The organism is Arthrobacter sp. GW822-FHT05G07 (assembly GCF_058799755.1).
In genome coordinates, this window is sequence record NZ_JBXALT010000011.1 from 110,417 (window position 1) to 123,679 (window position 13,263).

Consider the following 13,263-nt stretch of genomic DNA (forward strand, 5'->3'; position numbering starts at 1 on the left):
CCTAAGTAGTCATGCTGATTGAGTAAAAGAAGTGTTCCTGCCGGCGCTATAAGACCGCTATCGCCCGGTCGGTGGGGGCGACCGGTGCCGGGAGAATGGTGCTTCCCATCAGGAACCTGTCCACTGCGGCCGCGCACGCACGGCCTTCCGCAATGGCCCACACAATCAGTGACTGGCCACGTCCGGCATCACCGGCAACGAACACGCCCTCGGTGTTCGTCATGTAGTAGCCGTCGCGGGCAACGTTGCCCCGACCGTCGAATTCGGCACTGACCTGCTCCGTGATACCTGCCGGCTCAGCACCGGTAAAGCCCAGGCTCAAGAACACAAGGTCAGCTGGAATGATTCGTTCTGTACCGGCCTTGGGCAGGCGTTTGCCGTCCACAAACTCGGTTTCAGCAACTTTGACGCCGGTGAGTTTGCCGTTTTCTCCAACGAACTCAACGGTGGATGCAAGGTAGGTACGCTCGCCGCCTTCTTCGTGGGCGCTGGCGACCTCGAACAGGGTGGGGAACGTCGGCCACGGCTGGTGGGTGGCACGTTCGGCGGGCGGCTGCTTGCCGATCGCGAGCGTGGTCACCGAGGCGGCCTGGTGGCGGTGGGCGGTGCCGATGCAGTCAGCACCGGTATCGCCACCACCAAGGATGACAACATGCTTGCCGCGCGCATCAATGTGGTTCTCAGGGTTCTCCCCTGCCACCTTGCGGTTGGACGGGACAAGGTAATCCATGGCGAAGTGCACACCGTCGAGGTCACGGCCAGGGATCGGCAGGTCGCGCGGGACGGTGGCGCCGGTAGCGACTACAACGGCGTCGTAACGGCGTCGCAGTTGCTCCCAGGTCACGTCCGTACCAACGGCAACGCCGGTACGGAAGCGAGTGCCTTCGGCCTTCATCTGCTCCAGGCGACGGTCAACCTGTTCCTTCTCCATCTTGAAGTCGGGGATGCCGTAGCGGAGCAGGCCGCCGATCTTGTCGTCGCGCTCGTACACTGCAACAGTGTGGCCCACTCGGGTCAACTGCTGTGCCACAGCCAGGCCTGCGGGACCGGAACCAACCACAGCCACCGTCTTGCCGGTGAGGCGTGTGGGCGGAAGGGGCTGAACCCAGTCGTTGTCGAAGGCTTGGTCGATGATCGAGACCTCAACCTGCTTGATGGTCACGGCAGGCTCGTTGATACCCAGCACGCAGGAAGCTTCACAGGGTGCAGGGCACAGCCGGCCCGTGAACTCCGGGAAGTTGTTCGTAGCGTGAAGACGCTCAATCGCTTCTTCACCCTTATCCCGCCAAACGAGGTCGTTCCACTCAGGAATGAGGTTGCCCAGCGGGCAGCCCTGGTGGCAGAACGGCACACCGCAGTCCATGCAGCGTCCCGCCTGGCTCTTCAGGACGCCCTTTTCCTGGGCTTCGTAAACCTCTTTCCAGTCCATGATGCGGACGGGAACGGGACGGCGTGGCTGCGTCTCGCGCTGCCGGACTTTCAAAAATCCGCGTGGATCAGCCACCGGTTACCTCCAGGATTCGTGACCATACTTCTTCGCCATCGGGGTCAAGGCCCTCTTCGATGGCGTCGAGACGGGTTTGCAGGACTGCGGCGTAGTCGCGCGGCAGCACTTTGGTGATGCGGGCGGCGGTGTCGTCGAAGTTTTCGAGCAGACGGCCGGCCAAAACGGATTCGGTTTCCTCAACGTGCTTGGTCAGCAGGCCGTGGACGATGTCGCGGTCCTCGGCGTCCAGCTCCAGGAGCTGGAGTTCACCGGTATCGAGGGCCAACTTGTTGACGCGCTCAGGCTGCAAGTCCAGCACATAGGCCGTACCGCCGGACATGCCGGCACCGAAGTTGCGGCCCGTGCGGCCGATGATCAGCGTCTGGCCACCGGTCATGTACTCGCAACCGTGATCGCCAATACCTTCGACGACGGCGGTGGCACCGGAGTTGCGGACGAGGAAACGTTCGCCAACCTGGCCACGCAGGAACATTTCACCGCTGGTGGCGCCATAGCCGATGACGTTACCGGCGATGACGTTTTGCTCCGCTTGGAACACGTTGGTGCGGTCCGGACGAACGATGATGCGTCCACCGGAGAGGCCCTTGCCCACGTAGTCGTTGGAGTCGCCGAACATGCGCAGCGTGATGCCGGCCGGCAGGAAAGCGCCGAGGGACTGGCCCGCGGTACCGTTCAGCGTCACATCGATCGTGTCGGTTGCCAGCACATCGGTGCTGAACGTCTTGGTCACCACGTGGCCGAGCATCGTACCCACGGACCGGTCCGTGTTGATGACGTCCAGAGTGATCTTGACGGGCATGCGGTCGCTGAGTGCTTCCTGTGCCATGGTGATCAGTCGCTGATCGAAGTGCTTGTCCAGCTCGTGGTTCTGGGCGGTCATGTTGCGCAGCGGCACGTCGTCGTCGAACTCCAGCCCGTGCAGGATGGGGTCGAGGTCCAGCCCTTCGGCCTTCCAGTGGTTGATCGCTTCGCGGGTGTCCAGGACTTCGGCGTGGCCGATTGCCTCTTCCAAGCTGCGGAAACCGAGCTCGGCCAGGATTTCGCGGACTTCTTCTGCGAGGAACTCAAAGAAGTTGACCACGAATTCGGGCTTGCCGTTGAACCGGGAGCGCAGCTCAGGGTTCTGCGTGGCAACACCAACCGGGCAGGTGTCCAGGTGGCAGACGCGCATCATGATGCAGCCGGAAACCACCAGCGGAGCGGTGGCAAAACCGTATTCCTCGCCACCGAGCAGCGCAGCAATGACAACGTCGCGGCCGGTCTTGAGCTGGCCGTCAACCTGAACCACCACACGGTCACGCAGACCGTTGAGCATGAGGGTCTGCTGGGTCTCGGCGAGGCCGAGTTCCCACGGCACGCCCGCGTGCTTGAGCGAGTTCAGCGGCGAGGCGCCGGTACCGCCGTCGTGACCTGAAACAAGCACGACGTCGGCCTTCGCCTTGGTGACGCCGGACGCCACCGTGCCTATCCCGACTTCCGACACCAGCTTCACGTGGACCCGGGCCGAAGGGTTGGCGCGCTTGGCATCGTAAATGAGCTGCGCGAGGTCTTCGATCGAGTAAATGTCGTGGTGCGGGGGCGGCGAAATGAGTCCGACACCTGGGGTTGAGTGACGCGTCCGGGCTACCCAGGGGTAGACCTTCTGGGCCATCAACTGGCCACCCTCGCCAGGCTTGGCGCCCTGGGCCATCTTGATCTGGATGTCGTCGGCGTTGGTCAGGTACAAGCTGGTGACACCGAAGCGGCCCGAAGCGATCTGCTTGATGGCAGAACGGCGCTCTGGATCCAGCAAGCGGTCAACGTCCTCGCCACCTTCACCGGTGTTGGACTTGGCGCCCAAACGGTTCATGGCAATTGCCAGGGTCTCGTGGGCTTCCTTGGAGATGGAACCGTAGCTCATGGCACCCGTGGAGAAACGCTTCACGATGCTGGAGACGGGCTCCACTTCCTCGAGCGGAACGGCCGGACGCACGCCATCCTTGAACTTGAGGAGCCCGCGGAGGGTCATCAGGTTCTCGGACTGATCGTCAATACCCTTGGTGTAGGACTTGAAGATGTCGTAACGGCGTTCGCGGGTGGCGTGCTGAAGACGGAACACCGTCTCCGGGTTGAAGAGGTGCGGTTCGCCGTCGCGGCGCCACTGGTACTCGCCGCCGCCCAGCAGCGGCTGGTGCGGGTGCTCAATGCCACCTTCGGGGTACGCCATCTGGTGGCGGGCCGAAACTTCAGCTGCGATGACGTCCAGTCCGACGCCACCCAACTGGGAGTGCGTGCCGGAGAAGAATTCGTCCACGAGCTCCTGGGACAAGCCCAAGGCCTCGAACGTCTGGGCGCCCGTGTAAGAAGCCACAGTGGAGATGCCCATCTTGGACATGATCTTCAGGACACCCTTGCCGAGGCCCTTGATCAGGTTGTAAACGCCGTCTTCCGGAGTTACGCCCACAACGTCGCCGTTGGAGATCAGCTGTTCCACCGATTCCATGGCCAGGTACGGGTTGACGGCAGATGCGCCGTAACCGATGAGTACAGCCACGTGGTGCGTCTCGCGGACGTCGCCGGCCTCGACCACGAGCGCGGTCTTGGTGCGGTTGGCGCTGCGGAGCAGGTGGTGGTGGACTGCACTGACCAGCAGGAGCGACGGAATCGGAGCCCACTGCGCATTCGAGTCACGATCGGACAGCACAACGTACTGCACGCCACGGTTGATCGCACCGGAAACCTGCTCACAGATCTCGGTCAAGCGCGCACGGAGTGCTGCTTCTCCGCCCTCTGGGCGGTAAAGGCCGCGGACCTTCATGGCGATGCGGTCGCCGTCGGGGCTTTCGATGTTCGCGATCTTGGCGAGTTGATCGTTGTTGATCACGGGGAACGGCAGCGAGATCTGCGGCTGGCGGACCTGCTTGCCGTCCAACAGGTTGCCGTTGGGGCCGATGGCGCACTTCAGCGAAGTGACGAGTTCTTCGCGGATGGCGTCCAGCGGCGGGTTGGTGACCTGCGCGAAGGACTGCACGAAGTAGTCGAACAGCAGACGCGGCCGCTTGGAAAGCACGGCTACGGGAGTGTCCGAACCCATGGCACCCAAGGGCTCGGCGCCGGTGCGGGACATCGGTCCGAGCAGGATCTTCAGCTCTTCGGTGGTGTAACCGAAGGTCCGCTGACGGATGTTCACGGACGCAGCCGTGTGAACCACGTGCTCGCGCTCGGGGAGTTCATTGATGTCGATCAGGTTGTCCTTGAGCCACTCGGCCCATGGATTGGCTGCAGCGACCTCGGCCTTGACCTCGGCGTCGTCAATGATGCGGCCGGCCTCGGTGTCAACCAGGAACATCTTGCCCGGGGCAACGCGGCCCTTCTTGACCACGTTGGAAGGCTCAACCTCGATCACGCCAACTTCGGAGGCGAAGATGATGAGGCCGTCTTCGGTGATCCAGTAGCGTCCCGGGCGCAGGCCGTTGCGGTCCAGTGTTGCGCCAACGAGGCTGCCGTCCGTGAAGGACACTGCGGCCGGACCATCCCACGGCTCCATGAGCAGTGAGTGGTACTCGTAGAACGCACGGCGGGCGGGATCCATGGTGGCGTGGTTCTCCCACGCCTCCGGGATCATCATCATGATCGAGTGCGTGATCGGACGGCCGGAGAGCCAGAGGAGCTCGGCCACCTCATCGAAGGAAGCAGAGTCCGAGGCACCCGGGGTGCAAATGGGGTACAGCTCTTCGGGAACTGAGCCAAGCAGCGGGCTGGCCAGCTGTGACTGGCGGGCACGCATCCAGTTGCGGTTGCCCTTGACCGTGTTGATTTCACCGTTGTGGGCGATGGTGCGGAAAGGCTGCGCCAAAGGCCATGAGGGGAACGTGTTGGTGGAGAAGCGCGAGTGGACAATGGCGAGCTTCGTCTTGAAGCGCTTGTCCGAAAGGTCCGGGTAGAACGGCTCCAGCTGGGCGGTGGTCAGCATGCCCTTGTACACGATGGTGCGCGAGGACAGCGACGGGAAGTACACGCCGAACTTGTTCTGGGCACGCTTGCGGATGCGCCAGGCGCGGGAGTCGAGCTCATTGTGCTCAAGCTGTTCACCGGTGGCGGAGGCAAAGAACGGCTGCGAGAAGTACGGCATACAGGCCCGTGCCATGGCGCCCACGAGATCGGCGACTACTGGAACTTCACGCCAGCCGAGGACGGTCAGGCCCTCGTCAGCTGCAAGCGCTTCAATGCCGGCCTTCGCGGTTTCTGCTTCGCGGGACTCAGCGGGGAGGAAGGCTGTGCCCACCACGTACTGGCCAGGGGCAGGCAGTTCAAATTCGGTGACGGCCCGGAAGAACTCGTCCGGAACCTGCATGAGCAGACCCGCACCGTCGCCGGTACCTTCGTCGGCGCCCACGGCGCCGCGGTGTTCGAGATTGCGGAGGGCGGTGAGCGCCGCTTCCACGATGTCGTATCCCGGTTCCCCGCGAAGCGTGGCAATAATTGCCAGGCCGCAGGCGTCCTTCTCCTTGTCAGGGTTGTAAAGACCCTGCGCCTCCGGGAGCGCGGCAAAGCGCTTGAATGGAGACATGGCACCCTGAGGTTCGATATTTTCGGACCAACCGGGGTTATGAAGATGGGTCATGGGAGACGTCCTTCCTCGAGATCGTGCGTATGGAAGGGACAACGTTGGCCCCACCTTGCCTGCCCTGTGACGGGCACAACAAAGCGCTAGTAATTGGAATTGTAGGCCAGCCGATCCAGCGCAACGAACAGTTACGCAGACCTCTGGCCCCGGCTTGACCAGTGAACATCGGTATGCTGCGATCCGGTTTCCGGGGTGCCACGACGCTGTGGACTGGGCCCTACGAGCGGTGACTCTGTTGCCCCTTTACCGACGGCGACTACTTGGTGTCGTCTGCCTTCGGCGTGGATCCGGGGGCCTTCCTTGCGGCAGTAGCAGCAGATGTGGAACCCGTGCCGGACTTGATGTCCTTACCCGCGTCCCCTGCTGATTCCTGCGGCTCGTCAACGTGGCCCGGATCGCTTTGGTTATCTGGGAGATTACCACGCGAACCAGTATCTGAGACAGATGCGTCCACATCATGACTGGTGACGCTGGTCACCGCAACGGGCTCCTTTTCCGTTTCGTTTTCAGGCTCGCGGCCCGGCAAATAAGGAGTATCAGGCACCGGCCGGCCCCGTCTGCCAAGGATAAAGAAGATTGCCAGTGAGGCGACGAACACAAAAATGCTCGTCCATACGTTGAGCCTGGTAGTGATGCCAAAGAGGCTTATCTGCTCCGCGTCGTCAATGCGCAGCGCTTCAATCCACACGCGCCCAAGGGTGTAGTAAACGGCGTACAGCCAGAAGAGCCGGCCCCAACGGAAGTTGAACTTCTTGTCCAGCAGCAGCAGGATGGCGACGCCAACCAGGTTCCACACCAGCTCGTAAAGGAACGTGGGGTGGAAGAGCGTACCCGCGGCCATGTCCGGCGGGAAGTTGGCATTCGCGGGATCAATCTCAAGGCCCCAAGGCAAGGTGGTGGGAGCGCCGAAGAGTTCCTGGTTGAACCAGTTTCCTAAACGGCCGATTGCCTGCGCGAGCAACAGTCCGGGGGCAGCTGCGTCAAGGAAGGCGGTCAGTTTGACGCCGGCACGCCGGCAGCCGATCCACGCACCAACAGCGCCAAGGATCACGGCACCCCAAATACCCAGACCACCGCGCTGGATCTGGGGAATCAGGGAGAGGTCGCCCGTGCCGTCAAAGCCGGGCCCAAAGTACGCGTCCGGTGAAGAGAACACGTGGTAGAGGCGGCCGCCGATGATGCCGAAGGGAATTGCCCAGATGGCGATGTCCCACAGGCTGCCCTCGGGGGTACCGCGGCGCTTCCAACGAGCCGAGGTCAGCCACAGGCCAACGATGATGCCCGCCAGGATGCAGAGGGCGTAAGCGTGGATGCGCAACGTCCCCCACGGCAGCGGAATGTCGAATCCGGACCACGATGGGCTCGGGATACTCAGTGGGACCATTGCCGCTGCGTGGAGGACGGTCTGCATTCGCTTCGCTGTTTCCTTTTCCTAGGCTTCTGCAGCTGCGCGGCCCAAGCCGGCGCTGAGGTTCTTGGTGAGTTGTCCGACGGCGTCCACGCCGCCATCGCGGAGGGCCGCCACCAAAGCCGTACCCACGATCACGCCGTCCGCATAGGCAGCGATTTCGCGGACGTGATCCGGGTTGGAGACGCCCAACCCCACGCAAACGCGTTCGGCACCGGCCGCATGGGCGCGGGCCACTACGTCTTCAGCGCTGCTGCTGACGGAGGTGCGCGTTCCGGTGACACCCATGATCGAGACAGCGTAGACGAAGCCGCGGCTTGCCTTGACCGTCATGTCCAGTCGCTCCGGAGTGGACGAGGGCGCCACAAGGAACACCCGGTCCAAGCCGTACTTATCTGAGGCTTCGAACCACTCATGAGCCTCGTCCGGGACCAGGTCCGGAGTGATGAGCCCTGCTCCCCCGGCCTCGGCCAAACGGCGAGAAAACTCATCCACGCCCATGCGCATGACAGGGTTCCAGTACGTCATGACCAGAACGGCCGCATCAGTAGCTGCGGTAATGCCGGCAACCACGTCAAAGACGTTGGACACCCGGAATCCGTTGGAAATCGCTTCGGTGGTAGCGGCCTGGATGACAGGGCCGTCCATCACGGGATCGGAATACGGAATGCCGATTTCGATGAGGTCAGCACCGTTGCGGGCCAAGGCTATGCCGGCCTCGATGCTCTCCTGAACCGTCGGGTAGCCCGCGGGGAGGTAGCCCACCAGCGCGGCGCGGCCGTCTGCTTTTGCGCGGTCAATGGCGCCTGCGGATTTGCTGGCGAATTCTTCAGTCATCACTTCTGGTCCTCGTTGACATCCACGGCTGCTTCGGACGTGTGCTCAGTTGGCCCCTTGGGCTTTCGCGTGGACAGCGTAGTGCCCTTGACGTGCCCTTCCTCGTCCAACATGTTGAACCAGGCAGCGGCAGTCTCCACGTCCTTGTCACCGCGTCCGGACAGATTGACGATCACCGTCACGTCCGAGGGAGTTTCCTTGCCCTCCGTGAGCCGCTTGCCGATCTTGATGGCACCGGCCAGGGCGTGCGAGGACTCAATGGCGGGAATGATGCCCTCGGTCCGGCAGAGGAGGCTGAAGGCATCCATGGCCTCTGTGTCGGTAACGGCCTCATAGGTCACGCGCCCGATGTCGGCCAGGTACGAGTGCTCCGGACCAACGCTCGGGTAGTCCAAGCCGGCCGAAATGGAGTGGGACTCGATGGTCTGGCCGTCCTCGTCCTGCATGAGGTAGGAGCGGGCACCGTGCAGTACGCCTGGACGGCCCAGGGAAATGGCAGCCGCGTGGCGGCCCGTTTCCACACCTTCGCCGCCGGCTTCAAAGCCGTAGATCTTCACGGAAGCGTCATCAAGGAAAGCGTGGAACAAACCAATGGCGTTGGAGCCGCCACCGATACATGCAGCAATGGCGTCAGGGAGCTTGCCGGTTTGCTCCAGGATCTGGCTGCGCGCTTCTTCGCCGATAACTTCGTGGAAGTAGCGGACCATGGCGGGGAAGGGGTGCGCACCGGCTGCTGTGCCCAGAAGGTAGTGGGTGTGCTCCACGTTGGAGACCCAATCCCTAAGGGCATCGTTAATGGCGTCCTTGAGCGTCTGTGAACCATTGGTTACCGGAACAACCGTGGCGCCCAGCAGCTGCATGCGGGCCACGTTCAAGGCCTGCCGACGGCAATCCTCCGCACCCATGTACACCACGCACTCGAGGCCCAGCAGGGCTGCGGCCGTGGCACTCGCAACGCCGTGCTGACCGGCACCGGTCTCAGCGATAACGCGGGTCTTGCCCATGCGCTTCGCGAGGAGTGCCTGGCCCAGGACGTTGTTGATCTTGTGGGAGCCAGTGTGGTTGAGGTCCTCGCGCTTGAGGAAAATACGTGCTCCCCCGGCGTGCTCCGAGAAGCGCTTGGCTTCGGTCAGCAAGGAAGGCCTGCCTGAGTAGTTCTTGTTGAGGTCCTTCAGCTGAGCGATGAAATCGGGATCAGCTTTGGCTTTCTCAAAAGTGTCTTGGACTTCGTCAAGGGCGGCGATGAGCGACTCGGGCATCCAGCGTCCGCCATAGCTGCCAAAGTAGGGCCCCGATGCATTCCGCAGCGAAGGGCCACCTTGGAGGAATGCGTCCGCCGCATTCTCTTCTGAGCCGGCTGTTGGCGCGTCGACCATCAGTCTCACCGTCCTGTTCCAGTTAGTTCATTGGGTAGTTCCACGTGCCACAAGGCAGCCGCAGGCTTATGCCCGGGCTGCCTTGCAACTATTCGCCGTGATTCAGTTACTGCCTCAGTTCCTGACGGCGATGGCGGCAGCTCCAGCTGCCTTGAATTCAGTGATGCGTTCGCGCGGCGTGGAGTCGCTGACCAGCGCCTCCCCCACCAGGATGGCGTTGGCGCCACCAGCGGCATAATGCGAGACATCCTCCGGACCCCGGACGCCGGATTCGGCCACGATGACGGACTCAGCCGGAATCAAACCGGCCAGCGATCCAAAAACGGAACGATCGACGTCGAGCGTTTTGAGGTTGCGGACATTGATGCCGATGATTTTGGCCTGCGCCGCAACTGCGCGCTCGATTTCTTCCTCGGTGTGGGTTTCCACGAGCACGTTCATTCCAAGCTCATGGCTCAGCGCACTGAAGTCGGCAAGCTCGGCGTCGGACAATGCAGCGACGATCAGCAGGATGAGGTCGGCACCATAAGCTCGGGCTTCCCAGATCTGGTACTCGTCAACAGTAAAGTCCTTACGCAACAACGGCGTTTCGACGGCGGCACGCACCGCGTCGAAGTCAGCCAGCGAGCCGCCGAACCGGCGCTGTTCGGTGAGGACGCTGATGACGGAAGCTCCGCCGTCGGCATACTGCACTGCGAGGGACGCAGGATCGGCGATGGATGCGAGATCACCCTTGGATGGACTGCGGCGCTTGATTTCAGCGATGACTTTGAGGTCGTTGCGGATGGATGAAGGGCCACCCAGGGCTGCCCACGCATCACGAGCAGGAGCAGCGTTTGCGGCGCGCTCCTTCAGCTCCGCGAGGGACACGAGGCCGCGGCGGACCTCCATGTCCTCCTTGACGCCAACAATGATGTCATCAAGAACGGTCACGATTAGTGGCCGTTGTTCTGCAGCTTGCTGCCGCCAACTCCGTAGCCTGCCTTACGCATGACGAAGCCCACGATCAGGCCAATCACCATGACGACCAGTCCGCCGACGAAGATCGGGGTGCTGGCGATGACGAAGGCGATGGAGGAAATCAGGGCGCCGACCAGCATCACGAGTACGCAGGTCCAGGCAGCCGGGCTGTTTCCGTGACCGATGGCGTCAGCGTGGCTGGCCATGGTGGATTCCGCTTGGTTGTTGGACACTGTGGTTTTGCTCATGTGAAATCTCCTCAGGATGAATACTGCTTACATTCTGCCATTTATTGACGACGCCCGGGACATCGCCGGGCGTCAGGACGGGTGGTGTCGGCTTTGTTGCGCCAGACCCACCCAAAAGTCCGATGTGACTGCCTACGTCGGGTCTTCGCCGCGCGAAAGACTGTCCCAGCTATCGATCTCGTCCACCGGTTCGCCGCCGTTCTTCTTACCCCGCACTCCGGCGTCGTACTTGGTGCGCGAGGTCCAGTAGCGCCCGGCCAACGGCAAAGCTATGGCACAGATCGCCAGGAGAGAACCGGCAACGATGGCGAAGGCCGGGAACACCGTGACGGCGGCGTCGGCCTGCCCGCCGGAAACTCCAGTGGCTGCAGCGATGGCTCCTTGTGCGGCTCCCAGGGGATCCATCATCACGGTGATAGCCGCGAGGATGATTCCTGCGGCAGACAAGGCGATGAGGAGCGCGATGATCCAGCGGGCAATTTTCCCTGCGATGGATGCAGCCAGGCCGCCTGCCAAGGCGACCACGGCCAGCGCTGTGACGGCGGTGGCAGCCTTGCTTCCTTGGACATGGAGGTCGCTGTTGGATGCGCCCGCGGGGTCCAGGCGCACCTCGATCCAGGTCTGCGTCGTGGCACCGAAAACGGCCAGCGCAAGGATGGTGGTAGCAAGGACCAGTGTGGATTTCCGCGCCCAACGCGGTGACTTCCTGACGGAAGGCGCAGGCGATGCCGTACTCATGAGCCTGGGGTCCTATCCCCGGATGCGTCCGCATTCCGCACGGCGTCCGCGGCAATGTTTTGCAACGACCCGGCTGTATGCACGGCCCGCAGGGGTGCCGCGGCCTTGTTCACCGTCTCCAAGGCTTCGGAAGGCTTGTGCGAATCGGCCACGATTCCGCCACCGGCCTGCACGTAGGCACGGCCCTCACGGAGCAGCGCGGACCTGATGGCAATGGCCATGTCCATATCGCCGGCGAAGTCCAAGTAGCCAACCACGCCACCGTAGATGCCACGCCGGTGTGGTTCGAGCTCATCGAGCAACCTCAGCGCGCGGGGTTTGGGTGCCCCGGACAACGTGCCGGCCGGGAACGTCGCTCTGAGGACGTCGTAGGCCTTGGCATGGGGGGCGAGCTCGCCAACCACAGTGGACACGAGGTGCATGATGTGGCTGAATCGCTCGACTTCCATGAACTGCGTGACATCCACCGTTCCGGCCACACATACCTTGGAGAGGTCGTTGCGTGAAAGATCCACCAGCATCAGGTGCTCGGCGCGCTCTTTCTGATCAGCCAGCAGTTCTGTTGCCAAGGCCTTATCCGCCTCAACCGTTTTTCCGCGGGGGCGCGAACCGGCGATGGGGTGGGTGATGACTTCCTCACCGGTCACCGTCACCAAAGCCTCCGGTGACGAACCGACGATTGAGTACTCCCGGCCGTCCGCGTCTTCCAGGCTGAAGAGGTACATGTACGGGCTGGGGTTGGTATTGCGCAGGACGCGGTACACATCCAGCGGGTCCGCGGCACACTCCATCTCGAAGCGCCGGGAGATCACTACCTGGAAAACCTCGCCGTCGACTATGGCTTCCTTGCCGCGGTCAATGGCTTCCAAGTACTTGGCCTCGTCCCAGCGTTCCTGAACGCTGGAGGCGAAGTCCAGGGCCGCAGTTTCCAGCACGGAGACCGGCTGGGCAACAGGCGTACTGATCTGGTCCAGCAGCCCCTTCACCCGGGCTACGGCGTCGTGCCAGGCGTCATCCACACGTTCGGAACTGTCATCAAAGTTGATCGCATTGGCGATCAGGAGGACCGTGCCGTCCACATTGTCATGGACCGCCATGTCGGTGACCAGGTTCAACGCCATCTCCGGCAGCTGGAGGTCATCCTCGGGCGGGGACGTCAGGCGCTCCCAGTGGCGCACTGCTTCCCAGCCGAGGAAGCCAACCAAACCGGAGGTGAACGGTGGCAGGCCGTCAAAGCGATCAGTCTGCAGAGCAGCAATGGTGTCGCGCACAGCTTCTACAGGGTTGCCTGAAACCGGCACGCCAACGGGCGGCTCACCGATCCAGTGCGCTTCACCGTCTTTGGTGGTCAGTGTGGCGCGGGACTTGGAACCGATGAAGGAGTAGCGGGACCAGGCGCCGCCAACCGCTGCTGACTCCAGGAGGAAGGTACCGGGCTGGCCCTTGGCAAGCTTCCGATACAGGCCGATGGGGGTCTCGGCGTCGGCCAAAACCTTGAGTCTGACAGGGATGACACGGCTGTGGACGGCGAGTTCGCGGAACTCTTCCAGGCCCGGGCTGATGATTCCAAGGTCCTGCATGGC

9 protein-coding genes are annotated in these 13,263 nt (G+C 62.6%); all 9 read right to left on the reverse strand.

The window, feature by feature from the left end; all coding sequences use genetic code 11:
- Positions 1-46: 46 nt before the first annotated feature.
- The 9 genes from AC1RJY_RS18680 to AC1RJY_RS18720 all read right to left on the reverse strand — a co-directional run bounded on the left by AC1RJY_RS18680 (position 47) and on the right by AC1RJY_RS18720 (position 13,260).
- Complete coding sequence (locus AC1RJY_RS18680) at positions 47-1,504, reverse strand: glutamate synthase subunit beta (protein WP_498602996.1); 1,458 nt, start codon at positions 1,502-1,504, stop codon at positions 47-49.
- Entirely contained in the window at positions 1,497-6,110 is a 4,614-nt protein-coding gene (gltB, locus tag AC1RJY_RS18685) for a glutamate synthase large subunit (protein WP_014921439.1), read from the reverse strand. The genes AC1RJY_RS18680 and gltB overlap by 8 nt, the downstream gene beginning before the upstream one ends.
- Positions 6,111-6,369: 259 nt before the next feature.
- Positions 6,370-7,524, reverse strand: a complete 1,155-nt coding sequence (gene lgt, locus AC1RJY_RS18690) for a prolipoprotein diacylglyceryl transferase (protein ID WP_014921438.1) — start codon at positions 7,522-7,524, stop codon at positions 6,370-6,372.
- Positions 7,525-7,545: 21 nt separating this feature from the next.
- Positions 7,546-8,358 (reverse strand): tryptophan synthase subunit alpha, encoded by an 813-nt coding sequence (gene trpA, locus AC1RJY_RS18695; protein WP_043470039.1) that lies wholly within the window; start codon positions 8,356-8,358, stop codon positions 7,546-7,548.
- On the reverse strand, positions 8,358-9,734 hold the full coding sequence (gene trpB, locus AC1RJY_RS18700) for a tryptophan synthase subunit beta (protein WP_014921436.1): 1,377 nt from the start codon (positions 9,732-9,734) through the stop codon (positions 8,358-8,360). The genes trpA and trpB overlap by 1 nt, the downstream gene beginning before the upstream one ends.
- A 114-nt stretch (positions 9,735-9,848) precedes the next feature.
- The gene (gene trpC / locus AC1RJY_RS18705) at positions 9,849-10,667 is read right to left on the reverse strand and encodes an indole-3-glycerol phosphate synthase TrpC (RefSeq protein ID WP_498602997.1); all 819 of its coding nucleotides are present in this window, start codon (positions 10,665-10,667) and stop codon (positions 9,849-9,851) included.
- A 2-nt stretch (positions 10,668-10,669) separates the two neighbouring features.
- A complete protein-coding gene (locus tag AC1RJY_RS18710; protein ID WP_011774532.1) occupies positions 10,670-10,942 on the reverse strand; it encodes an HGxxPAAW family protein in 273 nt (90 codons plus the stop codon).
- A gap of 132 nt (positions 10,943-11,074) precedes the next feature.
- Positions 11,075-11,680 (reverse strand): Trp biosynthesis-associated membrane protein, encoded by a 606-nt coding sequence (locus tag AC1RJY_RS18715; protein ID WP_498602998.1) that lies wholly within the window; start codon positions 11,678-11,680, stop codon positions 11,075-11,077.
- Positions 11,677-13,260, reverse strand: coding sequence for an anthranilate synthase component I (locus AC1RJY_RS18720; protein ID WP_498602999.1), 1,584 nt, complete (start codon positions 13,258-13,260; stop codon positions 11,677-11,679). Before AC1RJY_RS18720 ends, AC1RJY_RS18715 begins: the two co-directional genes overlap by 4 nt.
- Positions 13,261-13,263: the final 3 nt, after the last annotated feature.